Origin of the sequence: Streptomyces albipurpureus (assembly GCF_023701525.1) — a bacterium.
GTDB lineage: Bacteria > Actinomycetota > Actinomycetes > Streptomycetales > Streptomycetaceae > Streptomyces > Streptomyces albipurpureus.
The window spans coordinates 1-26763 of record NZ_JAMQAW010000046.1; the positions used below are offsets into that span (position 1 = coordinate 1).

The window sequence follows — 26763 nt, forward strand, 5'->3', positions numbered from 1 at the left end:
TGTCGGGGCCGATGCCTTCGGTGATGAGGAGGTGGGCGAGTTGGTCTGAGGCGGTGGCGAGTTGGTTGAAGGTGAGGTGGGTTTCGCCGGCGACGATGGCTGTTTCGTCGGGGGTGGCGGTGACTTGTCGGGCGAGGATGTCGATGATGGTTTCGTTGGGTATGGGGCGTTCGGTGGTGTTCCATTGGGCGAGTTGTGCGTGTTCGTCGGCGCTGAGGAGTTCGAGGTCGGCGATGGGCCGGTCGGGCTCCGCGACGGCCTGGGCCAGCAGCCGCAGCAACCGGTCCGCCAACGCCTCCACCGTCCCCCGGTCAAAGAGATCGGAGGCATAGAACACCTCAAGGTCGAGCTCATCACCATGAGCGGAGTCCGAGAAGGTGAGGTCCAGATCGAACTTGGTCACACCCGGGTCCACCCGGTCCACCCGGGTCTCCCGACCGAAGAGCTGACGGACGTCCTGGGTCACGGTGCTGTGCGAGACCATCGTCTGGAACAGGGGATGACGGGTCAGTGAACGCTCCGGGTTCACCGCCTCCACCACACTGTCAAACGGAAGATCGGTGTGATCCAGAGCCGCCAGATCCGCCGCACGGACCCGGTCGAGGAGCTCGGCGAAGGTCGGGGTGCCGGAGAGGTCGGTGCGCAGCACCACCGTGTTGACGAAGAACCCGACCAGGTCGTCGAGTGCTTCATCGCCCCGGCCCGCGACCGGGCTGCCCAGCGGGATGTCATCGCCCGCCCCGAGCCGATGCAGCAGCGCCGCCACCGCAGCGTGCACCACCATGAAGACGCTGCTGCCGCTTCGACGGGCCAGCCGCCGCACTCCGGCCGCCAGTTCGGCCGGGACCTCCCGGTGCACCATGCCACCCGCGTTGGTGGCGACGGCCGGTCGGGGCCGATCGGTGGGTAGCGCCAACTCGGCGGGGAGCCCGAGCAGTTCGTCGCGCCAGTGCGCGGCCTGGCGTGCGGCCAGGGACTCCGGGTCCGCTGGGTCCCCGAGTAGTCGCCGTTGCCAGAGCGCGTAGTCGGCGTACTGCACCGGCAGCTCGCCCAAGCCCGGTGCCTCGCCCGCGGCCCTGGCCGCGTAGGCGCGCTCCAGAGAACCGAGGAAGGGCCCCATCGACCATTCGTCGCTCGCGATGTGGTGGATCAGCACCACCAGCGCGTGGGCTCCGGATTCCGGGTCTCGCAGCAGGGTGACCCGTAGCGGTGGTTCGATCGAGAGATCGAAGTGGTGCCCGAGTGCGGCTTCGGCTGCCGCGTCGAAGCGGTCCTTGGGGGACTCCACCACCCGAAGTCCCACCGCGGCCTCGGCCATGTCGAGGACCCGCTGCTGTGGTTGGCCGTCCACCTCGCTGAAGACGGTGCGAAGCGCTTCATGACGGGCGACGACATCCCACAGCGCGGCGTTCAGGGCCAGGGCGTCCAACGGCTCGCCGAATCGTGCCACGAAGGGGATGTTGTAGGTGGCGCTGGGACCCTGCATCTGGTGCAGGAACCACAGGCGCTGCTGGGCGAAGGACAGCGGCAGCACCGATGGGCGTTCCACGGCGGCGGTCAGCGCTGGCCGACCGGCCGTCGAGTGCTCATCGAGGCGCAGGGCAAGCTCGGCGACCGTCCGTGCCTCGAACACCTCGCGGATGGTGCAGTCGGCGCCCAGTACGGTTCGCACCCTGGCGACGACCCGGGCCGCCAGGAGCGAGTGGCCGCCGAGCGAGAAGAAGTCATCGTCGGGGCCGACGCTCGCCAGACCGAGCACATCCGCGAAGATCCCGCCGAGGATCTCCTCGCGGGCGCCGCGTGGGCCGCGGCCGGACCCGCTGGTGAGTCCGTCCAGGTCGGGTGCGGGCAGCGCGCGGCGGTCGATCTTGCCGTTGGCGGTGAGGGGGAAGGCGCCGAGCACGACGACCGCCGACGGCACCATGTAGTCGGGCAGCCGCTCGGCCACCGCCTGGCGCAGTGCGGCTGGTTCCAGGGCCCCGCCGGTGCCGGACGCGGTGACATAGCCGACGAGGTGCTGGGTGCCCGGGCGGTCCTCGCGTACGAGCACAACGGCACGGCCCACCGAATCGGGGGCACCGAGTGCGCTCTCGATCTCACCGAGTTCGATACGGAAACCTCGGACCTTCACCTGGTCGTCGGCTCGGCCGATGAAGTCGATGCGGCCATCGGGGCGGCGACGTACCAGATCCCCGGTGCGGTACATCCGAGCGCCCGGCTCGCCGAAGGGGTCTCCGACAAAACGCTCGGAGGTGAGGGCGTACCGGCCGAGGTAGCCACGGGCCAGTTGAGCGCCCGCCAGATAGAGCTCCCCCGGCCTGCCGGTGGGGGTGGGGCGCAGCGCGCTGTCGAGGACGTACGCCTGGGTGTTCCAGAACGGGACGCCGATATCGGGTGTGCCGGTGTGCGCGGGGGCGAGGGTGCTGGAGGTGGCCCACACGGTGACCTCGGTGGGGCCGTACACATTGGTGACGGATCGGGCCGCCCGGGTGAGGCGTTCGGCGAGATCGGCGGGGACGGCCTCGCCCCCCACCAGCGCCTTGACCTGGTCGAGTGCGGTGGGGCGGCCGTCTTCCAGGAGCGCGTGCCAGAGTGAGGGGGTCGCCTGGACGACGGCGGGGCGTTGGGTGTCGATGAGCGCGGCGAGTGCGGCCGGGTCGCGTACGGTGTCCCGGTCGGCGAGGACCACGGTCGCTCCGCTGATCAGCGGGGTGTAGATCTCCAGAGCCGCGATGTCGAAGGAGATGGTGGTGACGGCGATCAGCCGGTCACCGGCCTTCATCGCCAGCTCCTTGACCTGCATCTGGAGGAAGTTGCTGAGTGCCGCGTGGGGAACGACGACTCCCTTGGGGCGGCCCGTGGAGCCTGAGGTGTAGATGACGTACGCCGGATGGCCGCCGTCAAGGGTCGGGGCCGCGGTCGGTGTGGGCGAGAGGTCGGCGAGGGCGGCGAGGGTATCGGGAGCGTCGAGGACGATGGTGTCCACTCCGCGTACGTCCGGTGCGGCCGCGGCGGAGCCCAGGGTGGTCAGGGTGCACACCGGGCGGGCGTCTTCGACCATGAACTCCAGCCGCTCTGCCGGGTAGTCGAGATCGAGCGGGAGATAGGCTCCGCCCGCCTTGAGGACCGCGAGGACGGCGATCAGCAGATCGGTGGTGCGGGGGAGCGCGAGTCCGACGATTCCCTCGGGTCCGACCCCCCGCTCCATCAGGAGCCTGGCGAGCCGGTTCGCGCGATCGTCGAGTTCGGCGTAGGTCAGGGTGGTGTCACCCGCGATGACAGCGGGCAGCCCGCTATGGGTCTTGACCTGCTGGTCGAACGCGTCGATGACCGTGTGGTCGGTGGTGTTGTGGTCGGTGGCGTTCCACTCGTGGATCACCGTCGCCCGAGCGGCGGCGGGCAGCAGATCGTGTCTGCCGATGGGAGTGTGCTCCGGGGCCGCCGCGGCTTCGGCGAGGAAGTGGGCGAACTCCGCGCAGCGGGCGGCCAGCGTCGTAGCGTCGTAGGCATGGGGGTTGCCGTCGAACTCACAGCGTATGCGCCCGTCTGCGGCATCGTGGTAGAGACCGAGAGTGATGTCGTCGACGGGTCCTGCCGCGACGTTGTGCACGGTGCCGGGCGAGCCGGCGAAGTCGAGGGCGTTGTCGAACGCCTTGACGTTGACCATGGGGCCGAGGAGGCCCTGCTCCCGGCCGACCAGGCCGAGATCGCGTCGGATGTCCTCGGCGCGGTAGCGCTGATGGCGGCGCAGTGCCCGGACATCGCCGGCGACGGCGGCTGCCAGTTCGGACAGCGGGGCATCGGGGCGGACGGATACGCGCAGTGGCAGCACATTGACCACCATCGACGGGACCTTGAGCGCGACGGAGCCCAAGCGGGCCATGGCGGGCAGGGAGAGGAGGATGTCGCGGCTGCCGGTGGAGCGGTGCAGATAGGCGGCGAAGGCAGCGGTCACCACATCGGCCCAGCTGGCGCGGGCGGTCCGGGCGATCGACAGTAGTCCTGCGGTCGTCTGCGGGGAGAGGGTGGCGGTCTCGCGGAGGAAGGTGTGCGAGGCGGGGAAGGCGGCCCCGCTGAGCGGTTCGGGTTCGGGACGGTCCGCGAGGCGGGAGCGCCAGTAGTCGCGGTCTTCGCTCCACCGCTCGGAACTCCGGTAGGCACGTTCCTCCCCGACCACGGAGGCAAGCGATCCCAACGGGTTGGGCGCCGGCTCATCACCGCGGACCAGAGCTGTGTAGATCTCGGCGGCGCGGCGGCTGATGAGGGAGAAGCCATAGGCGTCCAGGGCGATGTGATGGGCACGCTGGTACCACAGTGTGCGATCGGGGCCGACGATGTGCAGCGCGAAGGCGAACAGCGGTTCGGTCGCGGGGTCGGCCGGGGAGTCCATGTCGGCACGCATCAGGGCCAGCGCCGATGCGGTGGGGTCGGAGGCGGCCGCGTGGTCGACGATCTCAAGGCCGGGCCAATCGGGTTGGGCCACCAGCAGCTGGCGCGGCTGGCCGCCCTCGTCATGGGCTCCCTCGAAGGTCTCCTCGAAGCGCACGGTCAGCGCCTCGGTCTCGGCGACCATCTGCCGTAGCGCGCGCTCGAACAGGGTGCCGTCAACCGCGCCATCGATCTCGACGTACTGGCCGACGTTGTAGACGGGAGATTGGGGGTCGAGCCGCTGGCCGTACCAGACACCCGTCTGGGCCCCGGTGAGGGGAAGGCGCTGGGAAGCACGCTCGGTCATGGGATCTAGCTCCTGGGGTCGGACGCGGCTGGTCGAGGAGGGCCGTGGATACGGCTGATCGGCGAAGAGAGCCGGAGCGCGGAGAAGACGGCGGGGGAGTGCGGCAGGCCGGGGACGGCGGAGTGGTGCTGCCGAAACCGGCCGGGCCCGGCAGCTGGGCCAAGATCCGGCCGGCTCCCGGACGGTCAGGGGCGAGGGGTGCGTCGACCGTCCGGAGCGACGCACCCCCGCCCGGTCTACGGGAGTGGCTTCGGGGTCTGCTCGAACCGATCGGGGATCCCGCCGCCCTCGTGGTACCGGCTGACGAAGAAGCCGGCCACCGGATGGACCTGTCTGTTCTGATTGGCCTTGGGGGTCGTCCAGTTCCTCCGCGCCGTCGGCCACTTCGTCTCGGCCACCGGCGCACCGCCCGGGACGTCACCGTCGACCAGAATGACGTCGGCGTCCTTCGGCTTGCCGATCTCCTCGAAGGACAGGTCGTACGAGAACTCGCCCTTCGGGGCCCCGGGTAGGGGGTCGAACCGCGCGCCGGCGTCCTGAGTGACCACGCCGAGCCAGGACTTCTCGGTGTAGACGGAGAACTTGCCCGCTTCGCCCGAGTTCACGATCGCCCAGTCGGTTTTGGCCAGCTGCTGGGCGTAGGTGCTCCTGATCCTGGTGAGTCCGCCCCTGTAGGTCTCCTTGAACTCCGCTCCCTCCGCTGCCTTTCCGCGGGCGTCGATCACCCTGAGCGAGGTGGGCAGCAGCTCATCGGGGTTTTCGATGGGGAAGGGGAGAACGGGGGCGACGGGCTTCAACGTGCCGATGTTGAAGGCCGTGTGTCCTGGCGCGGAGATCACGATCAGATCCGGAGTGAGGGGAGCGATCTTCTCGGAGTTCAGCTCGTTCCCCTCACCGACGATGGTCGTCTTCTTGACCGCGGCCCGGTGCTCGGCCGAGAGGGCACCCTCATCGATGTCGGTGGCACCGACCATGGAGACTCCCGCGTCCCGCATCCACGTCGAGGCATAGGAAAGACCGATGACGCGCTGCGGTTTCGCCGGCGTCTTCACCGGTCGATCGGGGGTCCCCGCCGTAGGGGTGGCGGGCTTGCCGCCCTTAGGCGAGGCGACCGAGTCGCCGTCCGCCGTGCTGGAGCAGGAAGCAGTGAGCCCGTTGGCGACCGCCGCGACCAGACCGGCGGCGGCTCTGCGTAGCCGGTGTAGCCGGTTGCCCGGGAAACGCGCGGTGGAGGTCGCGTGCACACGGGTACGGAACATGAGGGTGCTGCCTTTCTCGGTCCGGGCGCAGGTCCTGTTCGGTCTGCGCGCTGGCGGAAGCCTGCGGGAAGTGCGGGTGTGCGTAGATCGCGGCTGCTGGGTCGGTGTGCGCAACGCTCAGCCGCTGACCGGACGAACGCTCTCGACGGCGGTGGTCAGCCCGCCGCCCTCGCCCGGGGCGGGGGAGCCGTCGGGAGCGGTGCCGTCGCCGTCATCGTCATCGTCGTCCCAGGCTTCCTTGGGCAGCGTTGCCTTGCGGAGCCCTGGTACGGCAACCGCGATGGCCACGGCGGCGAACGCACAGATCACCCCATTGACGACTGCTGCCCCGGACGGGCTGAACCACTTGGCGATCAGCGCGACTTCGGCATCGCCGACGATGTCCCCTGAGGTGTCCTGGGTGGTGATGACGCTGACGATGCGCCCACGCAGCCGATCGGGGGTGTTGTGCTGGACCAGCGCGTACTCAAGGATCTCGTACACCGTGCCGGCGGCGCCGCCGATGGCGAGCATCACCACGGCGACGGCGATGTTGCCACTGAGCCCGAAACCGATCATGGAGAGGCCGCCGACGAAGGCGGCTCCCAGCAGCAGCCGGCCGGGTCGTGCGGCCCGGGTGAGCCAACCGCTGGTGGCGGAGACGATGACCGATCCCACCGCGGACGCGGTGTAGAGGAGGCCCAACATGACCTCTCCACCGCCGAACTTCTTGTCGACCATCGCGGGGAACACCACCACGGGCATGGTGAAGAGAGCCGTCACCCCGCCCAGTGTCAGCAACCCTCCAAGGACCTTGTTGCGCCAGGCGTACTTGAAGGCCACCAACGGGGAGCCGGTGTCCTCCTCGTCGTCCTCGTCGTCATCCCGAACCGGCGGCAGCGGCCGTATCCGGGAGATCAGGAAGGTGGTGACGGCCGTGGTCGCCGCGGCGAAGGCGAACACGGGACCCGGTCCGGACAGCGCCAGCAGCACACCACCGAGCAGGGGGGCCGCGATGGAGCCGATTTCACCGGTGAGGGAGATCAACGCACCGGCCGCGGGCAGCTGATCGGGGCGGACCAGGGTGGGGGCGACCGCCATCAGCGCCGTGACACTGACACCGGTCGCCACACCGTCCCACGCCACACAGAGGAAGATCACCCACACCTTCGGGTCGGGCGAAAGGGCGTTCCAGGCGAGACCGGCGAAGGCGAAGGCGGCGGCGCCACGGGCGTAGACGATGATTCGCTTCCGGTCCATCCGGTCGGCCATGACGCCGCCCCAGAGGGAGCCGATCAGCACCGTGATGCTCATGATCATGCTGGTCACGGCCACTTGGAAGATGGAATCGGTCAGAGCGTAGACCTGGGCCGCCAGCGCGACACTCGCCATACCGAGGCCGAAGAGCGACACCACCCGCGCGATGAAGATGGAGCGGAAGTCCTTGCTGGTGCGCAGGGGTTCGATGTCGAGGAGGTAGTCACGCGCTGGCACGGGGCACTCCCGTCGGGGCGCGGTCGGGCGTCGATTCAGCGCCCGGGCGCGGGTCGCTTGCGTGGTCCATGGGCTGGTCCGTGGCCTTCGCTGGAGAGCTGTCGGTGGGATCGCCGGCAGGCGCGCCCCGGCGGGACCGTCGGGCCAGCGGCAGCACCAGCGGGGTTCCGGTCTCGGGGTCGGTGATGATTCGGCAGCGCAGCCCGAAGACCTCCGCCACCAGATCGGCGGTGACGATGTCGGCGGGTGGGCCTTCGGCAACGACCCCGCCGGCGCGCATGGCGATGAGATGGGTCGCGTAGCGGCAGGCGTGGTTGAGGTCGTGCAGCACCGCGACCACGGTTCGCCCCTGCTCTTCGCGCAGTTCGGCGCAGAGGTCGAGCACATCGACCTGATGGGCCAGGTCGAGGAAGGTGGTCGGCTCGTCGAGGAGCAGGACCGGTGTCTCCTGGGCCAGGGCCATGGCGAGCCAGACCCGCTGCCGCTGACCACCGGAGAGTTCATCCACGAGCCGGTGGGCGAGGTCGGCCACACCGGTGGCGTGGAGAGCGTTCAGGGCGGCGGTGTCATCCTCGGCCGACCACTGGCGGAGTAGTTTCTGGTAGGGGAAGCGCCCCCGTGCCACCAGATCCGCGACGGTGATGCCGTCCGGGTTGGTCGGCGACTGGGGAAGCAGTCCCAGACGCTGGGCGAGCTCCTTGGAAGGCATTGTGCCGATGGGCCGTCCATCAAGGACGACGACACCCTTCCGCGGCTTGATGACACGGGCGAGGGCGTGCAGCAACGTCGACTTTCCGCAGGCGTTGGGGCCGACGATCACCGTCAGCGAACCCTCGGGAATGCCGACGCCGAACTGCTCGGCCACAATGCGACGGTCGTAGGCCAGCGTCAGGCCTTCGGCCCGCAGCCTCTCACCCATGGTCTGTCTTCCTCCGTTGGTGCCCTGCGCTGGGACCCGGCCGCGTCGCCGAGGTCCGGGGGTGTGCTGCCCGCTCGACCGGACCGCCCAGTTGCTCCCGATGGGGCATGGGCCCCTACGGTGGGTGGCCGTCCTGAGTCGCCGAGCGGTGATGCGGCCGAAACCAGGGTGGGACGGTCGGCGCTGGCGGCGTCGGAGCCACTTCGGGCCTACTCTGTCCATCGCCCCTCTGGCGTGCTGGGGGAGCGCCGTCAGGCGTCGCTGCCCAACAGCTCGGCCCATTCGTTGAGGGTGGGTCGCTCGGCGAGTTCGACAAAGCTGATCCGGGCGCCGTCGGCGCGCCAGTTCTCGACCAGGGTCATCAGCCGGATGGAGTCGAGTCCCTGGTCGAGGAGGCTCTCGGTGGCCAGTACGTCGTCGGGTTCGACGTACAGCATCTCGGCGACATCGCGTTTCAGGCGCTCCGGGGTGAAGACGCCCGGCCCGAGGGGTTCCGGTTCTACGGTCTGCTGATGGGCCGTGTCGGCCATCGTCGGTGATCCTCTCCCCTGACTGGACTCCGCGACCCATCAGCGGAGTTAGGTTAGGCTCACCTAACCTTCTCGGGTTGGCCTAAGTCAAGCCGGTGGACGCGGGTCCGGCTCCCTTGGCCCGCGCCAACTGGCCCCGGTGGTAGAGGTGGTGGGGGGCGGTCGAGCGCCATGTCGTAATCTAGTCATGGCTTAGGCAAGCCTTGCCTAAGTGTCGCCGGCCTGCTGGTGTGGTGTCCGTGTGCGCGTAGCCGCACCCCCAAGACATCGGGCAGGACCGAGGAGAGGGAACCCATTGACCACGGCCCTGCCGCGTCCCGCCGTCCAGTCCGCGCACTCTTCAGCGCGGCAGGCAAACCACCTGGACGCAGTGGCCCTGCACACCCTGTCCCAGCAGTTCTTCCCCTGCGGCGCCCTACGGGAGAGAACCCTCGGCCGGTACTCCGCCGATGCCGCGGACTTCTTTGTCGCGGACCTCCCCAGGGGCGCGCTCGCCGGCTGTCTGGGGCTGCGGGACTATCCGGATGAGCCCACCGGGCCCAGCGGAGTGCTCTACAACTTCTGTGTCGCACCCACCAGTCAGGGACAGGGAGTGGGGTCCGGACTGCTGCGGGCGGCCCTGGCACATGCCTCGGCGCGCTCGCTGCGAGCCGTTTTCACCGCGACCACGGGCGGCGGTGCGCTGTTTCTCCGCCATGGTTTCACTCCGGTGGACCCTGGACTCGCGCCCCGGGCCTGGGTGGGCGCGCTCGACCCCCGACGCGGTTCCACCGTGCTCGCCCGCATCCTTTCCACCTGAGAAGTCCCGCGCTTCACCGCCCGACCGATGCAGCCCGCGCGGGGCCGGGCCGCACCACCGACCTCCCGGCACGCCGACCGCCGGGCCTGATGGCAATCATCAGGCCCGGCAGACGTCCACCCGGACGGAGCTCAGGACCTCGCGACCAGGCTCGCCGGGCGCATATCCGTCCAGTGGGTGTCCACGTACTGGGCGCAGCCGTCCTTGGAGTCCTCGCCGTGGACGACGGTCCATCCCGCGGGGACCTCCGCGAACGCAGGCCACAGCGAGTGCTGGTTCTCCGCGTTGACCAGGACGAAGTACCGTCCGTCGGCATCCTCGAAGGGGTTGGTCGCGGTCATGGTGATCTCTCCTAGCTGTAGAGGGTGTTGCGGTTCGTCGTGAGGAAGTCCGCGATCATCTCGGTGAGCCGCGCGGTGAGCAGTCGGGCCTCTTCATCCGTGAAGAGCGCCCCCGACCAGCGCCAACGCAGCGTCACACACGACCCGGCCGCTGACCGAGCGGATGAGACAGTCGCGGTCAGTTCCACCGGGCCGGTGATGGGCGGCGCGGCCGGTGCCGGGTGGAGCGCGGCCCGTTCAGCGGCCGGGGCAGGCGCCCACCCCGGCACACCACCCGGGGCCTGCGCGTCCGTGCGGCGCCGATAGCGGACCAGCGCCCGTGGCGTTCGGGCGAGAAGCGCGGCCGACTGGGGGTTGAGATGACGCAGCTGCTCATAGCCCCGACCGCCCCCCGGTACGGAGGCCAGGGCCCCGGCCGTGTGTCGCAGGGCCGGCGCGGCCTGCTCAGCGCTCACCCCCGCGGTGGGAACGGGTCCGGGCGGTGCGATACGGATCGGGTGGACCGTGGTGAGCCAGCCGATGGTGTGGGGCGGCCGCGCCGGGTCGGGGACCTCCCGTTCCAGGAGGAGCCCGGGACCGCGATCGTCGCCGTGGAGCCGGGGTTCATCCGCCGCCACCAGGGCGAGCGCGGTGAGTACGGCGCCGTCCAATGCGTCGGCGGCTCCGCCGGTGGTGGCTGTGGTGGCCACCGTGGTCAGCAGTTCGGGGCCGACTCTCGAAACCCCCTGGGAGGGCGTTCTCCCTTGTGGTGTCGCGATCGGCGGCGGTGGGTCGAAGAGCGACAACCAGTAGGGCATCTCCTGTGTGCGCTGGCGGCCATGGGCCTCCCTGAGCAGGGTCTCCGACCAGCTCCGCAGCCCTGCGGTTGCCAGACCGGGCGGCTCGTGCCCCTCCTGAAGGGCCGCGTGCAGGCTGGCGAGTTGGGGAACGAGTAGCTGCCAGGAGATGTCATCCACCGAGCACCGGTGGGCCACCAGCAGCAGTCTGCCGGGCCTTGCCGGCCCCGCGTCGAACCAGACGGCGCGCAGTACCGCACCCGCCCAGACATCGAGCGCCGCGACCGCTCGCCGTGCCTCCACCGCGATCCGGCCGGACAGCTCGGCAGCGACGAGCGAGCTCGTATCCACTCGGCGTACCGTCGTGGGATCGACCACCGCCGGTGCCACCGCCGATGGCAGCACCTCCTGGGTCCACAGCTCGCTCACCCCATCGACACGGTGCAGCCGAAGCCGCAGCGCGGGATGGACTCGCGCCAGCCGAGCCACCGCCGCTCGCAGCGCCGACGCCGACAGCCCCGCCGGGACCTCCCAGAGCGTCGAATCCGAGAGCCGCCCCATCGCCGCGCCCGCGTCCCGAAGCCGGTGCGCGCAGGGCAGCAGCGGTAGCTCGCCCCGCTCTTCTTCCCGTTCAACCAGTGGCGAGCGGTCCACCGCCGTGGTCAGAGCTCCGTCGGGCTTGGGCGGCTGGGCGCTCCCGAGCTCATCGGACAGGGTGAGTGTGGCGATGGACCGTTCCGGTTCGGCGCACAGCCGCCCAAGGATCTCGGTGCACCGTCGGGCGTGCCGGGTGAGGGAATCGTCGTCGTAGAGTGCCGGGTTGCCGTCGAAGTCGAGTCTGAGCCTGCCGTCCGCGTACCGCACAGCGGAGAGGGAGAGCCCATCCACCGGCCCCGATGCGAGCGTCACGACATGCCCCGGCACTCCGGCGAAGTCGACCTCGGTGTCGAACGGCCGCAGGTTGAGCAGCGGCCCGGGCAGCCGTCCGTCCTCCCGACCGCGCCAGAGCTGCCCCGGCCAGAGCTCACGGGCGATCGTCTCGCCCCGGAAGCGTTGATGGGCACGGATCGCCGCGAACTCCGCCGCCGTACGCACCAGCAGCGTCCCGAAGGTGTCGCCGCCGTCGAGGGCCACCCGTACGGGCAGGGTGTTCACGGCCATGCCGGGGACGCGCAGGGTGCCGGGGCCGGACCGGGCCATGGCATAGAGGGCGAGCACCGCGTCCTGGGTGCCCGTGTCCAGATGGAGTTGGACCGCGACCGCGGCCGTGACGGCCTCGGCCCAGGTGGCGCGTGAGGCGTCAGCCGTGGCCGAGATCGCCAGGGAAGTCCGCCGGTCGAGGACGATCGTGTGCCGTAGGACGGTGTCGGACGGCGGGGCACTCGCGGGCAGGAACGAAGTGGGCCGCGGCCCATCGGCGTAACGAGCCGCCCAGTGCGCCCGGTCGATGCCGTACTGCGGGGACTCGCGGTAGGAGCGTTCCGCCGCCACCAGCGCGGAGACCTGGGTGAAGGGGGAGTCCGGCAGCGGCGTACCGCGCATTCGGGCGGTGTAGACCTCGGCGATACGGCGGGTCAGCAGCGTGACCCCGTATCCGTCCACCGCCAACTGGTGGAAGTACTGGAAGAGCAGATGACGATGGTGGCCCACCCGCACCAGTACCGCCCCCATGAGGGCGGGCGCCGCCGATCGCCGGGCCGCGTCGCGATCGTCCACCACCAGGAGATCCATGCGCGGCGGGCAGGCCAACTGCTCGCGGGCGATTTCCACGGCGGCCGCCGTGGGATCGGCCGCGCCGGTGGTGTCGAGCCGGCGCAGTCGCCAGTGCGCCGCGTCGAAGGGGACGGGTTCCTGAAGGAGCCGCCCGCCCATGTCGCGTAGGCGCAAGTGCAGTCCCGGCGCCTCACCCAGGGTGTGGCGAAGCGCGTCCTGGAGCACATCGGGATCGACGGGGCCCGTCAACTCGATGTACTGGCCCACGTTGTAGGCCGCATGGTTGGGGTCGGCGCACTGAGCGGCGAGAACGTGCGCCTGCGCCGCCGTGAGTTCCAGTGGTCGTTCGGTGGTGAGGGTCGCGTGGGACATCTCGCTCGCCTTCCTGAGGGCCTGGTACAGGCGGTGGGGTCAACGGCCGGAAGGGGCGGTGACCGCCTCGGTGTCCAACGCGGCGGGGAAGGGCACGTCGCCCGACAGGACAACGCCGACGGCCGGTGCCAGCGCCCTGCCGTGTGTGCGGCGCAGCAGCGAATCACGGATCTCACCGGATCGCACCGCGAGCGTGGACAGCAGCGACGAGGTGATCCCATGGGTGTGTTCCGTGGCGGCGCCCTGGAGGTAGACCCCGGCCTTGACCTGGTCGTCCATCAGCAGACGGTGGTCCCGATCGATGCGCAGCCGACCCTGGCTGTCCGTCAGGCAGTGCTCGGCCAGCGGTCCGAGGAGTTCACGGGGGTCGCGGGGCCGGTACCCGGTGGCCAACACCACCGCGTCGCAGTCCAGGGTGGATCGCTCGCCCGTGGTCAGCGAGGTCACCACGGCGCGGGCGCCCCGGGCGATCTCCTCCACCCCGGTGAGGGCGGTGGTCCGCAGTATGCGCAGCCGCTCGGTGCCGGCCACCTTCTCCTGGTAGACCGTTCGGTAGAGCTCCTCGATCAGATCGCAGTCCACCACCGAGTAGTTGGTGTTGCCGTGGTATTCGAGCAGCGCGCGCTTGACGTCCTCGGGGGCGTCGTAGAAGTCGTCCACGGCGGACGGGTCGAAGATCCGGTTGGCGAAGGGGCTGTCGTCGGCCGGGCTGTAGCCGTAGCGGGTGAAGACCGCGCACACCTCGGCGTCGGGGAAGGTGCGATAGAGGTAGTCCGCCGTTTCCGCCGCCGACTGGCCCGCGCCCACCACGGTGAACCGCCGGTGGGGGCGCTCCTTCAACTCCTTGGCCCGGAACAGCAGATCGCGGTTGTGCCAGACGTGCTCACCGGCGAAGACCCCTTCGGGCAGTTGGGCGCGGAGCCCGGTGCCCAGCACGATGTTGCGGGCCCGCACCACCTGCTCGGTGCCGCCCGATGGGCCGTCGGCCTCCCGTAGGGCCACATCGAGGCTTCCCACCCGGCCGTTGTGCTGCACCGGGCGTACGGCGATCGCCTCGCTGCCGTAGGACACCTGGTTCCCGAAGCTGGCCGCGCACCAGGCGAGATAGTCGTGGAACTCCACCCGGGTGGGGAAGAAGCTCTTCTGGTTGATGAAGTCGGCGAGTCGACCACGCTCGTGGAGATAGCGCAGAAAGGTGAAGCGGCTGCCGGGGTCCCGCATGGTGACCAGGTCCTTCAGAAAGGACACCTGCATGGTCGCCCCTTCGAGGAGCATCCCCTGGTGCCAGCCGAACCCGGTCTGCCGTTCCACGAACGCCGACCGCAGCACACGATCCGGCGCGCAGTTGCTGTTGTGCTCCTCGATGGCGATGGCCAGTGCGAGGTTGGCCGGGCCGAAGCCTATGCCCACCAGATCCTCGGTGGGGGTCTCCCGCTGTGCGATGCTCGCGTGCCCTGCCGGCATGTTCATCCTTACTCGGTGCGGTGGCCCATGGGTGATGGGGTGGGGAGTGGGGGGAGTTCAGCCGAAGATGGTGGGCAGCGCCGCCACCAGTGCGTTCACCTCGTCGGCCGAGACGGTCAACGCCGGCGCGAGCCGCACGGTCGTCGGGTTGACGGCGTTCACCAGGAAGCCCGCCTCCCGCGCCGACTCCTGCACCCGCGGTGCCACCGGCTCGTCGAACACGATGGCCAGCAGCAGTCCTGCACCCCGTACCCGCCGTACCAGTGGATGGCCAACCGCTTCGATGCCGCGGCGAAGCCGTGCACCCATCGCCTCGGTGTGTGCCAACAGCCCATCGTTCTCGATGGTGTCCAGTACGGCGAGAGCGGCGGCGCAGGCCACCGGATTGCCGCCGAACGTCGAACCGTGCTGACCGGGTGCCAGGAGATCGGCCGCCGGCCCGAAGGCGAGGGCCGCCCCTATCGGCAGCCCGCCGCCGAGGCCCTTGGCCAGGGTCACCACATCCGGGTCGACCCCGGGGTGCGCCTGGTGGGCGAACCAGTGCCCGGTGCGTCCGATCCCGGTCTGCACCTCGTCCAGCATCAGCAGCGAGCCGCTGGCGCGGGTGATGTCCCGGGCCGCCCGTAGATACCCGGGCGGTGCGGGCACCACGCCCGCCTCGCCCTGGACGGGCTCGACGATGACGGCTGCCGTCCGGTCAGTGACCGCGGCCCGCAGGGCTTCGGTGTCACCGAACGGTACATAGGTCACCTCGCCCGGTAGCGGGAGGAACGGCTCACGCTTGCCGGGCTGTCCGGTCAGAGCCAGTGCGCCCATGGTCCGACCGTGGAAGCCGCCTTCGGCGGCGACCAGTTGGGGCCGGCCCGTTCTGCGGGCGATCTTGAACGCGGCCTCATTGGCCTCCGCGCCCGAGTTGGCGAAGAAGACCCGCCCGTCCCGGTTGGCGAGCCGCAGAAGCCGCTCCGCCAGTGCCACCGGTGGCTCGGCCACAAAGAGATTGGAGACATGCGCCAGCCGGGCGACCTGTTCGCTCACCGCCCGTACGATCGCCGGATGCGCGTGTCCCAGCGCGTTGACCGCGATACCACCGGTGAAGTCCAGATACGCCATGCCGTCCGCGTCCCACACGGCACTGCCTTCCCCGCGGACCAGGGCCATGGCGGGGGTGCCGTAGTTGTCCATCATCACGGCCCGCCAGCGCTCGGTGAGCTCCGCCGTACCACCGCGCCGGGACGCTCCCTGGGGGCCGGCGCTCCACGTCGTGTCCGCGGTCATCCGCCGCTCCCCGCGTTCCCCGGAGCGTGGGCGTACTGATGGGAACCGCCGTGCCGGGACTCCTGGGCCCCTGGGTGCGGGGCATCGTCGGGGACCACCGTCGTGCCGGTGGTGTCGTCGGCGAAGACCTCAAGCAGGAGCGAGTGCGGTACCCGCCCGTCCAGCACATGCGCCATCCGCACACCCGCGCGTACCGCCCGCAGACAGCCCTCCATCTTCGGGACCATCCCACTGGCCAGTGTGGGCAGCAGTTCCTCCAACGCTCCGGCTGTCAGCCGCTCGATGACGTCGGTGCTCTCGGGCCAGTGGGAGTACACGCCTTCCACATCGGTGAGCATCACCAACTTCTCCGCGTTGAGCGCGACGGCCAGCGCGGACGCCGCGAGATCGGCGTTGATGTTGTACGTCTGGCCGTCGTCGCCACGTGCGATCGGTGACACCACGGGGATGCGCCCGCGATCGAGCAGGGCCCCCAAGGTGTCCGGATCGACGCGCACGATATCGCCGACCAGGCCGATGTCCACCGGCTCGCCGTTCACCCACGCCGGGCGGCGTACCGCGGTCAGCGTGTGGGCGTCCTCGCCCGTCATTCCCACCGCGAACGGACCATGGGCGTTGATGAGCCCGACGATCTCCCGCTGCACCTGTCCGGCCAGCACCATCCGGACGACATCCATGATCTCCGGTGTCGTCACCCGCAGACCGGCCGCGAACCGGACCTCCAGATCGAGGCGATGGAGCAGCGAGCTGATCTGAGGTCCACCGCCGTGCACCACGACAGGCCGCAGCCCCGCGTACCGCAGCGAGACCACATCCTGTGCGAAAGCCCGTTTCAGCTCCTCGTCCACCATGGCGTTGCCACCGAACTTGATCACCACGACCCGGCCCTGGAACGCCTCAAGCCACGGCAGCGCCTCGATCACCGTACGGGCCCGTGGAGTCGAGCCGAGGGGAGGGACGGGCGGTCGGGGCGGCGGCTTGGCGGGGTCCGCCGGTGCGGTCGTCGTGCCCGCTTCGCTCATGAGCTGTACGCGCTGTTCTCGTGGACGTACTCGGCGGTCAGGTCATTGGTCCAGATCACCGCGGACTCCTGCCCACTGCGCAGATCGATCGTCAGGGTGATCTGGCGCCCGGACAGATCGACCTTCTCCCGGGACTCGCCCGCCGCTCCGTCGCGACAGACCCAGACGCCGTTGATCGCCACATCGAGTTGATCGGGGTCGAACACCGCGTCGGTGGTGCCGATCGCGGAGAGCACCCGGCCCCAGTTCGCGTCCTGTCCGTGCAGAGCGCACTTCAGCAGGTTATTCCGCGCGACCGACCGGCCGACGGTGACGGCGTCCTCCTCGGACGCGGCGCCCACCACCTCCACCTCGATCTCCTTGGACGCCCCTTCGGCATCGGCGATGAGCTGCCGTGCGAGGTCAAGGCAGACCGTGTGGACCGCCTGCGCGAAGGCGGCCGCCTCGGGGATCACACCGGACGCACCCGAAGCCAGCAGTAGCACCGTGTCATTGGTGGACATACAGCCATCGGAATCGACCCGGTCAAAGGTCGTCCGCACCGCGTCCCGCAACACCGCGTCCAGGACGTCGGCGTCGACATCGGCATCCGTGGTGAGCACCACCAGCATCGTCGCCAGCCCTGGGGCGAGCATCCCGGCGCCCTTGGCCATCCCCCCGACCGTCCAGTCCGGCCCCGACACCTCGGCGGTCTTGCGCACCGAGTCGGTGGTCCTGATCGCCGCGGCGGCGTCCATGCCACCGCTCGGCCGCAACCGCTCGGTGGCCTCGCCGATCCCGGTCGCGAGCCGGTCCATCGGCAGTCGCACTCCGATCAGACCGGTGGAGCAGACCGCCACATCGTCCGTACGCAGCCCCAGAGCCTGTGCGGTCAACTCGGCGCCGCGCCGGGTGTCCTCATCGCCCGGCCGGCCCGTACAGGCGTTGGCACCGCCGGAGTTGAGGACCACGGCCGCCGTCCGGCCCCGTCGTAGGACCCGCCGCGACCAGCGCACCGGAGCCGCCTGCACTCGATTGCGGGTGAACACCCCGGCCGCCGCATAGGACGGGCCGCTGTTCACCACCAGCGCGAGATCCAACTCGCCGGACTCCTTGATGCCGGCGGCCACACCGCTCGCAAGGAATCCCCGGGCAGCGGTCACGCTCACGGAGCGACTCCATTCATGGGCAGACCCAGGGTCTCCGGCAGCCCCAGGGCGATGTTCATGCTCTGCACCGCACCACCCGCGGTGCCCTTGGTGAGGTTGTCAATCGCACTGACGGCGATCAGCCGCCCGGCGTTCTCATCCACCGCCAGCTGTACGTGGGCGCTGTTGGAACCGACCACGGCCGAGGTCGCGGGCCATAGGCCGGGTGGGAGGAGCGTGACGAACGGTTCGGCTGCGAACGCCTTCTCGTAGGCGGCCCGTAGTTCGTCCGCCTCGGCGCCCGGGCGCAGCCGGGCCGAGCAGGTGGCGAGGATGCCGCGGGACATCGGGGCCAGGGTCGGTGTGAAGGAGACCGTCACCGACTCGCCCGCCGCGTCGGAGAGGTTCTGCACCAACTCGGGGGTGTGCCGATGTCCGCCGCCCACTCCATAGGGAGCCATGGAGCCCATCACCTCGGAGCCCAGCAGCTGGGGTTTGAGGGAACGGCCCGCCCCCGAGGTGCCGCTCGCCGCGACGATCACGGCCTCGGGCTCCAGCAGCCCGGCCGCATAGCCGGGGAAGAGCGCCAGGGTGACGGCGGTCGGGTAGCAACCGGGCACGGCTATCCGCCGGGTCCCCCACAAGCCGGCGCGCGCCCCGGGGAGTTCGGGTAGTCCATAGGGCCAGGTGCCCGCGTGGGGCGAACCGTAGAACCTCTCCCAGGCGACTGGATCGCGCAGTCGGAAGTCCGCACCACAGTCCACGATCAGTGCGCTGCCACCCACTTCACCGGCGAGTGCCGCGGATTGACCGTGCGGGAGCGCGAGGAAGACCACATCGTGTCCGGCGAGTGCGTCGGCCGTGGTGGGGACGAGTGCTCGCCCGGCGAGCGACGACAGTTGGGGTTGTACTGCACCCAGGGGGCGGCCCGCACTGCTGTGCCCGGTGAGGGCGCCGATCTCCACCTCCGGGTGGGCCGCCAGGAGCCGCAGGATCTCACCCCCGGCGTAACCACTCGCGCCTGCCACAGCCACGCGGAAAGTCATCTCAGGAGTCTTCTCTTCCGATCGCTGGTGACACGGTGTGTGCGCCAGCTCCGCCGACAGGAACTTAGCTTAGCCTAACCTAATGTTTCTGATGATGGTTTGAGGCGAGCCCCAAGGGGGGCCGGATGTCCGGTATTTCGGGGCTCTGAGCTGGGATTTCGTCCCGGAAGAACATCCTGTCCGCCGTCTGGTCGGCGCCGCGCCGCGCAGGATGACCGTGGTGCCGGGTTCCCCTCGCCTCCGCTTCACAGCGCGCGGGCGCGCGCCCGAGAGGCCTGAGGGCGAGCCGCCCCATCCGTGTCCCCAGGGATGTGCGACGCACCTGGTACGACCCCTTGCCTGTGCTTCGCGCACGCAACAGCGCAGTACACGGCCATGCGGCGGGCATGCGAATTGCATATATGCGCTCACGCGCGACTGGTGACAGCAGCGACTGTTCGCCCGCCGGCCCCGCATGACACCTTCAGTCATGTCGAGACCGGCAACGAGCGGGAAAGGAGAAACCGTGAACCCCGAGTACGCCACGTACTGTTCTGCGGATCGCGATTTCTACGACGTACCCCACCGCTCGCCCAGCGGTTCCGATGCCCCCACCGCCGCTTCGGACGCACAGAGCGGGTACTACGGACCGGCCCGTGAGGTCGCTCCCGAGGGGTGGGACCGTTCCCGCCGCGGCGATTGGCTCTCGTACAGCCCGATGGGGCTGCGGATACCGCAGCAGGGCTGGAAGATCCACATCTCCGCCACGCTCAACAACGCCGAATCCATCTTGCGGCGGGTCTTCGACTACTGCGTCGCCCGCCGTCTGCCGGTGAAGTTCATCCCCTCCCCGCCCCTGCTCCTGCTGCGCAACGCGAAGTACGCGGACCGTGCCGGCAGCGGCAAGTTCATCACGGTCTATCCGCACTCGGAGGAGAGCTTCCCCGAGGTGTGCGGCGATCTGATGGAACTGCTGGACGGCGAAGAGGGACCGTACATCCTCAGCGACCTACGCTGCGCCGACGGACCGGTGCATGTGCGGTACGGGGCCTTCGCCCCGCGCTTTTGCACCGGGCCCGACGGTCGGCTGGTGCCTGCGGTGGCCGATCCATCGGGCACCCTGGTCCCCGATCCGCGCGGACCGTCCCTGCGCATCCCCGAGTGGGTGACGCCGCCCGCGTTCCTGGCGCCCTACCTCGAAGCCCGCACCAGCGTCGGCATGGACGACATGCCGTACGAGATCAGTGGTGCGCTCCACTTCTCCAACGGCGGCGGAGTCTACCGAGCGCGTGACCCCCGCAGCGGCGAGGACGTCGTGCTCAAGGAGGCCCGTCCGCACGCCGGTCTGGCCGCCGATGGAGCCGATGCCGTCGCTCGCCTCGAACGAGAGCGCACCGCGCTGGAGCAGCTGGCCGGACTCGACTGCATACCGAGGTTGCACGGCACCTTCGAGGTCGCCGGCCATCACTTCCTCACCCTGGAACATGTGCCGGGCACCACCCTCAACACCGTGTTCGCCCGTCGATTCCCACTCTCCAACTCCAACCCCACACCCGAGCAGCTCGCCGAGCACGCGGAGTGGGCCCGGCGGATGTACGGGCTGGTGGAGCGTGCCGTACAAGCGGTGCATGAGCGCGGTGTGGTCATCAGCGATCTCCACATGAGCAATGTGATGGTCTCCGAGGACGAGTCCAGAGTGGTCCTCCTCGACTTCGAGGCTGCGTCCCTCGCCTCCGAACAACGCCGTCAGATCGTGGCCAACCCCGCCTTCGTCGCCCCCGCCGACCGGCGCGGAGTGGACATCGACCGCTATGCGCTGGCCTGCCTACGCCTGGCGCTGCTACTTCCGCTGACCACCCTCTTCGCGATCGACCGCGGCAAAGTCACCCGGCTGGTACGGGACATGACACGAATCTTCCCGGTGACCGAAGAAGAGCTCCGCCCGGCGGTGACCGAGATCCTGCGCGGTATCGAGCCGACCGAACAGACCGAGACGGCCGACACGGTCACCACGGCAGGGATGGCGGCGGACACCGCGATGCCAAGCGCCGGCAGAGCCGATGCTGGCGCTGTCGCCCGAGCGAAAGCTCCCGCCCTGTCCGCCGTACCCGGTGCGTTCGACGCCCATGAGCAGCCGAGATCAGCGGTCGCCACCCTGGGGCCAGCCACCGGACCGGACTCCGCAGAGCTCGGCGGACCCCTGTCGATCGCATCGGATGCGACCGCTCAAGCCAGCCGCTCGGATGTGGCCCCACCGAGGGGCACCGAGATATCCGCCCGGCCCGCAGCGGCCACCACGGCGCCTGCCCAACCGATGACCGGCTCCCCGACCGGCGAGCCCACCACCTCGATCCCACAGCCGGTGCCTCTCCCCTCCCGGATACCCGACCCGGGGGAGTGGCCGCTCAGCCGGGATTCCATGGCCCACGCCATCCTCGCCTCCTGTACACCCGAACGCGAAGACCGATGTTTTCCCGGCGATATCGCCCAGTTCGCCTCCCCGGCCGGCGGTCAGTCCTTCGGCTACGGCGCAGCCGGCATTCTCTACGCACTCCAGGAGACCGGTGCGCCCCCCTGTCCCGACGCCGTCGAGTGGCTCCTGGCCCGAGCGAAAGAGCCCGCCCCCGGCACCCCGATCGGCTTCTACGACGGCCTGGCGGGCATCGCCTGGACGTTACGCCGACTCGGCCACCCGGAGCAGGCAGCCGAACTGGCCCAGTTGATCGCCCGTCAACCCGTCGAAGGGCTCACGGCGGATCTCCACGGCGGATACGCCGGAATCGCCCTGGCCCTCGATGATCTCGCCCGCACCGCCACCGGTGCGGAAGCCGTCGCACTCGCCGGCACCGCCGACCACTGCACCGCCCTCGCCGCCCGCGCCCTGCTCAACGGACCGCCCTCCCCGCGGACCGGGCTACTGCACGGTGCCACCGGACTCGCGCTCCTGTTCATCCGGCGCTACGAGACGACCGGCGATCCCCAACTGCTCGACCTTGCGGCCACCGCGCTCAACCGCGACCTCGGCCGCTGTCGACCCGGCGCCGAGGGCGCACTCCTGGTGATCGACGGAAAACGGACCATGCCCTATCTCGGGGCGGGCAGTGCCGGGGTGGCACTGGTACTCGACGAGTACCTCATCCACCGACCGGACGAAGCGTTCGCCGCTGCACGCCAGGCGATGCAGCCAGCCTTCTGCTCGGCCTTCTACGTCCAACCCGGGCTGTTCCGCGGAGTCGCCGGACTGATCCTCCAGCTCACCCGAACCAACGTCGGCGACCCCGGGCTCAGGCAGCGGGTCATCCGCCGCCACATCGAACTCCTCGGCCTCCACGCCATGCCCTACGCAGGCGGACTGGCCTTTCCCGGCGAGCAGTTGATGCGCAGATCCATGGATCTGGCCACCGGCACCGCAGGATGTCTGCTCGCCCTCGGCAGCGCGCTCGGGGACACCCCCGCGGCCCTGCCGTTCCTCCCGCCGCTACCGCGGCCCACAGACCGGTCCCTGCCAGGGACCGTGCACAAATGAGACAACAACCGTCCCCACGGAAGGAAATCATCATGGCGCTTCTCGACCTTCAGGCCCTGGAGACCTCGGAAGAGGCTGCGTACGGCGACGTTGAGACCGGTAGCCAGGTCAGCCTGCTGGTGTGCGAGTACAGCTCCCTGAGCGTCGTTCTCTGCACCCCGTGACACCAGGCCGGGGGGTGAGGCGGTAGAAGTACCCGCTCACCGCCGCACCCCTCGGCAATCCGTACGGTCCCGTGGCCCTCAGGCCCGGGGCCGTACGTGCTGGCCGGTGCCCGGCCACCAGCGGAAGGGACTCCAACGTGACAGGTAGTCGGCCAGCGGTGACCTCCCCGCCGTCGGCGACGTCCGTGCGGTTCCTGGGCGCCGGCCGTATCCCCCTTGCCGCCGTGGCCATCTGCTCGGCGGGTGCGGCCCTCGCCGCCGTGGCACTGCCCGCCGCCATCGGCACCACCGTCGACCAACTGGTCACCCAAGGCCGCATCCCCTGGCCCGCCCTGCTGCTCTGTGCGGCGCTCACCGCGCTCGAAGTACTCCTCGACGCCGTCGTCGCCCTCCTCGGCGGCACCACCACGGCCATGCTCACCGCCAGGCTCAGGACCGCCGTACTCGACCGTGTCATCCGGGCCGAACCACGCCACGGACAGGTCGTCTCGCCCGGCGACCTCACCACCCGCCTCACCGCCAACGCCGCCGACGCCGCGGCTGTCCCGGTCACCGCCGCCACCGCGGTAGCGGGCGTTCTGCTCCCCCTCGGGGGGATCGTCGGACTCTTCCTGATCGACCCCTGGACCGGACTCGCGCTCCTCGTCGGAGCCCCCGCCTTCGTGCTGCTGCTGCGCACCCTCGTCCGCCGTACAGCGGACGCTGCGGCCGACTACCAGCGCGAACAGGCACTCGTCGCGACCCGGCTCACCGAGACCCTGGACGGCATCGCCACCGTACGGGCCGCGCACTCCGCCACCCGCGAACGGGCCCGCATCACCGAACCGCTCACCGCGCTCGCCGCCCATGGCCGACGCACCTGGCAGATCCACGGCAGCGCCGCGGGCACCAGCGCGGTCCTGCTTCCGCTGCTCTCCGTGCTGGTGCTTGCCGTCGCGGGCGTGAGGCTCGCGGCCGGGGCCATCAGCGTCGGCGATCTTCTGGCCGTCTCCCGCTACGCCGTGCTCGCCGTCGGTCTCGGCTCGCTCACCGGAGCGCTCGGCGCGATCGCCCGCGGTCGCAGCGCGGCCCGCCGACTGGACCCCCTGCTGACCCTGCCTTCGATACCCCACCGCTCCCGCACCCTGCCACCGGACGGCCCCGGCACCCTGGAGTTGCGCGATATCGACGTCACCCGGGAGGGAGAGCAGCCGCTGCGCAAGGTCAACCTCACCGTGCCCGGAGGTACTTCGCTTGCCGTGGTCGGCCGTTCCGGCTCCGGGAAGTCCCTGCTGGCCGCGGTCGCGGGTCGGCTCACCGACCCCGACGGCGGCACCGTCCTGCTGGACGGGGTGCCCTTGGACGGTGTCGATCCGGTGGTCCTCCGGCACGAGGTGGGCTACGCCTTCGCCCGTCCCGCACTGCTGGGAAGGACCGTCGAGGACACCATCGCCGCCGGAGCGGTGCGGCCGACCGGAGCCGAAGTCCGCGCCGCCGCCCGGGCGGCATCCGCCGACGGCTTCATCACCCTGCTTCCCCAGGGCTACCGCACCCCGCTCGACCAGGCCCCCCTGTCCGGGGGAGAGCGTCAACGCCTCGGCTTGGCAAGGGCGTTCGCCCATGCGGGCCGCCTCCTCATCCTGGATGACGCCACCTCCAGTCTCGACACCATCACCGAACGCCAGGTACAGCGCGCACTGGCCCAGCGCGCGGGCATGAGCACCCGGATCGTGGTCGCCCACCGGGTCTCCTCGGCGGTGGAGGTGGACCGAGTGGTGTGGCTGGAGAACGGAGAGGTGCGTGCGGTGGGCAGACACAGTGACCTCTGGGCGGATCCCGACTATCGACAGGTCTTTCACGCCGCCGGCACCACGGCCCACAGCGGCACCAGTAACGCCGTCCCGAACGAGTCGACTCATAGCGACGGCGACGGCGACGGCGACACGGCACAGGGCCGGGGGACCGAGCTGAGGAGAGCGCCGCTGCCCGGTGCCACCGAACCCACCCCCATCCCGGCGAACAGCGGCCCCGGCACCGTGGTCGCGGGGCGGGACAACGGTGAGGGGCGCCCGCTTCACCATCAGGAGCGGCAACCCGGCCCGGAGACACCATGACCCCCACCCCGCCCACCACCAGCCCCCCACGCCTCGACCCACTCGGGAAACCCCCTGAGCAGAAGTCCACAACCGAGGGCGGCGCGCTCCGTCGGGTCACCCGCGAGGGCGTCCCCTTCCTCCGCGCCCGGTCCCGGGCGGTACTGCGCCTAGCGGGCTGGTCGTTGCTGGAGTTCGCCCAGACCTTCCTGACCGGATACGCGGTGGCCCAGGCCATCGACCGCGGGTTCCTCTCCGGTTCCCCCACCACCGGTCTGCTCTGGCTCGCCGTGGCCGCCATCGCCACCTTCCCCGCCGCACTCGCCACCCGCAGGGTCTTCGGCGGTCTCGCCGACCTCGTGGAGCCGTTGCGCGATGGGCTGGTGCGGCGCTCGGTCTCCCGCGCCCTGGCTCAGGCGCTGACCGCGCCGACCCCGGCGACCACCCGCTCCGTCTCCCAGGTAACCCATCAGAGCGAGATCGCCCGGGACGGCTGGGCCGGGCTCGTCCTGTCCCTGCGCGCCTTTGTCTTTACCGCCGCCGGTGCCCTCGCGGGCCTCGCCGCCCTCTCCCCCCGGCTCCTCCTGGTCGTCCTACCACCGCTCCTCCTCGGTCTGGGGCTCTTTCTCGCCACCCTGATTCCCATGGCCGCCCGCCAGCGCGCCTATCTCGGCGCGGATGAGGCCTTCGCCGCCCACGCCGGACACACCGCGTCCGCGCTCCGGGACATCGCTGCGACCGGCGCCGGGCAGCGAACACTCGCCGGGGCACGGGACCTGGCGAGCGAACAGGCCGGCGCGGCCCGCTCCCTCGCCCGCTGGGCGGCTGTGCGGATCATCGCCCTGGCCGTCTGCTCCCGACTGCCCCCACTGCTACTGCTGCTCGCCGCGCCCTGGCTGATGCGTCACGGGCTGACCAGCGGGGCGCTCGTCGGCGCGTTCACCTATCTCACCCAGGCGCTGGCCCCCGCACTCCATGCGCTGCTCAGCGTGCTGGGCACCGCCGGCGGACGTCTGGTGGTGGTGCTCGACCGCTTCACCGGACGGGTCCAGTTGCCCCCGGCCCCCACCGCCGACTCACCGCCGCCCCACTCGCCCCTCGCCGCGGTAGCCGAACTACGCGCCGTCAGCTTCGCGTACGGACCGGCCGCCCGCCCCGTACTGGACCGGCTGGACCTCACCCTGCGCCCGGGGGAGCACCTTGCGGTGGTGGGCCCCAGCGGCAGTGGAAAGTCGACGCTCGCTGCCGTACTCGCCGCGGTGATGCCTCCCACCGAAGGCGAGGTGCGCTGGCTGGGCCGGCCGACCGGCGACGCGGAACACACGGCGGTACGGACCCTGTTGCCACAGCAGGCCCATGTGTTCACCGGGACGCTCAGGGAGAACGTGTGCTATCTGCGGCCCGACGCCGATGAGCAGGAGATCCTTGCCTCGGTGGCCGCCATGGGCGTCCAACCTCTGATGGAGCGACTCGGCGGGCTCGATGCCCCGGTCGACCCCCAGCGGCTCTCCCTGGGCGAGCGCCAACTCATCGCCCTGTGCCGTGCCCACCTCACCACCGCGCCGCTCCTCATCCTGGATGAGGCAACCAGTCATCTGGACCCAGCGGCCGAGGCCCAGGCGGAGAACGCCCTGGCCGCCCGCGGTGGCACCCTCGTGGTCATCGCTCACCGGCTGTCGTCGGCCGCCCGTGCCCAACGTGTCCTGGTGATGGATGGAACCCACACGGCCTGCGGTACGCCGGCTGAGCTGCTCGCCCACTCCGAGCTGTACCGCGATCTGACGGGCCACTGGTCCCCAGCGCCCGCCGGACCCCCCTCTACTGAGTCTTCTACCGAAGCGCCTACCGGGCTTCCCGTGGGAACGGCACCTGCGAAGACCCCGCGGACGTGACCTCTCCCAGTGCTCCCACAACCGGTGGCGATGCCCGCACGGTCGTGCAGCCTGCCGTCACCCTCCCCCAGACGCCTGCCGGCTCTCGTCGGACGAGCGGCCCTTCTGCTTCACCCCGGCCGTTCTCGACCACTGCCGCCGCTCCTGACCGCGTCTCTTCAGGGCTCGCCGCTCCCGAGGTCCACAGCCGCCTCCTGGCGGTGCTCTCCTTCGGGACCCCGCTTCCTGTCCCTGTGCCTGTCCCTGTCTCCGGGTGCCCGCCGGATCGTGCCGGCGAAC

Annotated in this window: 17 protein-coding genes; 5 read left to right on the forward strand and 12 right to left on the reverse strand. The window is 70.4% G+C overall.

Annotated features, from left to right (window positions below; translation table 11 throughout):
• The 5 genes from NBG84_RS31430 to NBG84_RS31450 form a co-directional block, all read right to left on the reverse strand.
• Nucleotides 1–4735: non-ribosomal peptide synthetase (locus NBG84_RS31430; protein ID WP_250923074.1), on the reverse strand; the 4735-nt coding region annotated here is incomplete at its 3' end.
• A gap of 236 nt (nucleotides 4736–4971) precedes the next feature.
• Nucleotides 4972–5994: an ABC transporter substrate-binding protein gene (locus tag NBG84_RS31435; protein ID WP_250923075.1), complete on the reverse strand. Its 1023-nt coding sequence runs from the start codon at nucleotides 5992–5994 to the stop codon at nucleotides 4972–4974.
• Nucleotides 5995–6111: 117 nt separating this feature from the next.
• A complete protein-coding gene (gene entS / locus NBG84_RS31440; protein WP_250923076.1) occupies nucleotides 6112–7467 on the reverse strand; it encodes an enterobactin transporter EntS in 1356 nt (451 codons plus the stop codon).
• Nucleotides 7454–8386 (reverse strand): ABC transporter ATP-binding protein, encoded by a 933-nt coding sequence (locus NBG84_RS31445; RefSeq protein ID WP_250923077.1) that lies wholly within the window; start codon nucleotides 8384–8386, stop codon nucleotides 7454–7456. The genes entS and NBG84_RS31445 overlap by 14 nt, the downstream gene beginning before the upstream one ends.
• Before the next feature lie 251 nt (nucleotides 8387–8637).
• Nucleotides 8638–8916, reverse strand: coding sequence for a phosphopantetheine-binding protein (locus NBG84_RS31450; RefSeq protein ID WP_250923078.1), 279 nt, complete (start codon nucleotides 8914–8916; stop codon nucleotides 8638–8640).
• Nucleotides 8917–9211: 295 nt separating this feature from the next.
• Here NBG84_RS31450 and NBG84_RS31455 point away from each other — a divergent pair, with 295 nt between their 5' ends.
• A complete protein-coding gene (locus NBG84_RS31455) occupies nucleotides 9212–9715 on the forward strand; it encodes a GNAT family N-acetyltransferase (RefSeq protein WP_250923079.1) in 504 nt (167 codons plus the stop codon).
• Nucleotides 9716–9846: 131 nt separating this feature from the next.
• Here the strand turns inward: NBG84_RS31455 and NBG84_RS31460 are convergent, their stop codons facing one another.
• From NBG84_RS31460 to argC, 7 genes are read right to left on the reverse strand one after another with little or no spacing between them, the layout of a single operon-like run.
• The gene (locus NBG84_RS31460; RefSeq protein WP_250923080.1) at nucleotides 9847–10056 is read right to left on the reverse strand and encodes an MbtH family protein; all 210 of its coding nucleotides are present in this window, start codon (nucleotides 10054–10056) and stop codon (nucleotides 9847–9849) included.
• An 11-nt stretch (nucleotides 10057–10067) separates the two neighbouring features.
• Nucleotides 10068–12917 (reverse strand): condensation domain-containing protein, encoded by a 2850-nt coding sequence (locus tag NBG84_RS31465; RefSeq protein WP_250923081.1) that lies wholly within the window; start codon nucleotides 12915–12917, stop codon nucleotides 10068–10070.
• A 39-nt stretch (nucleotides 12918–12956) separates the two neighbouring features.
• Complete coding sequence (locus NBG84_RS31470; RefSeq protein ID WP_250923114.1) at nucleotides 12957–14381, reverse strand: lysine N(6)-hydroxylase/L-ornithine N(5)-oxygenase family protein; 1425 nt, start codon at nucleotides 14379–14381, stop codon at nucleotides 12957–12959.
• A 57-nt stretch (nucleotides 14382–14438) separates the two neighbouring features.
• Nucleotides 14439–15656, reverse strand: a complete 1218-nt coding sequence (locus NBG84_RS31475) for an acetylornithine transaminase (protein WP_250923082.1) — start codon at nucleotides 15654–15656, stop codon at nucleotides 14439–14441.
• Nucleotides 15653–16678 (reverse strand): acetylglutamate kinase, encoded by a 1026-nt coding sequence (argB, locus tag NBG84_RS31480; RefSeq protein WP_250923083.1) that lies wholly within the window; start codon nucleotides 16676–16678, stop codon nucleotides 15653–15655. Before argB ends, NBG84_RS31475 begins: the two co-directional genes overlap by 4 nt.
• Nucleotides 16675–17826 (reverse strand): bifunctional glutamate N-acetyltransferase/amino-acid acetyltransferase ArgJ, encoded by a 1152-nt coding sequence (gene argJ, locus NBG84_RS31485; protein WP_250923084.1) that lies wholly within the window; start codon nucleotides 17824–17826, stop codon nucleotides 16675–16677. Before argJ ends, argB begins: the two co-directional genes overlap by 4 nt.
• Complete coding sequence (gene argC / locus NBG84_RS31490; protein ID WP_250923085.1) at nucleotides 17823–18851, reverse strand: N-acetyl-gamma-glutamyl-phosphate reductase; 1029 nt, start codon at nucleotides 18849–18851, stop codon at nucleotides 17823–17825. Before argC ends, argJ begins: the two co-directional genes overlap by 4 nt.
• 505 nt (nucleotides 18852–19356) lie before the next feature.
• On the opposite strand from argC, the gene lanKC reads away from it, so the two are divergent.
• From lanKC to NBG84_RS31510, 4 genes are all read left to right on the forward strand, one after another.
• Complete coding sequence (lanKC, locus tag NBG84_RS31495; protein ID WP_250923086.1) at nucleotides 19357–22356, forward strand: class III lanthionine synthetase LanKC; 3000 nt, start codon at nucleotides 19357–19359, stop codon at nucleotides 22354–22356.
• A gap of 32 nt (nucleotides 22357–22388) precedes the next feature.
• Nucleotides 22389–22520: a SapB/AmfS family lanthipeptide gene (locus tag NBG84_RS31500; RefSeq protein WP_250923087.1), complete on the forward strand. Its 132-nt coding sequence runs from the start codon at nucleotides 22389–22391 to the stop codon at nucleotides 22518–22520.
• A gap of 137 nt (nucleotides 22521–22657) precedes the next feature.
• Nucleotides 22658–24613, forward strand: coding sequence for an ABC transporter ATP-binding protein (locus tag NBG84_RS31505; protein WP_250923088.1), 1956 nt, complete (start codon nucleotides 22658–22660; stop codon nucleotides 24611–24613).
• Entirely contained in the window at nucleotides 24610–26484 is a 1875-nt protein-coding gene (locus NBG84_RS31510) for an ATP-binding cassette domain-containing protein (protein WP_250923089.1), read from the forward strand. Before NBG84_RS31505 ends, NBG84_RS31510 begins: the two co-directional genes overlap by 4 nt.
• Nucleotides 26485–26763 lie beyond the last annotated feature (279 nt).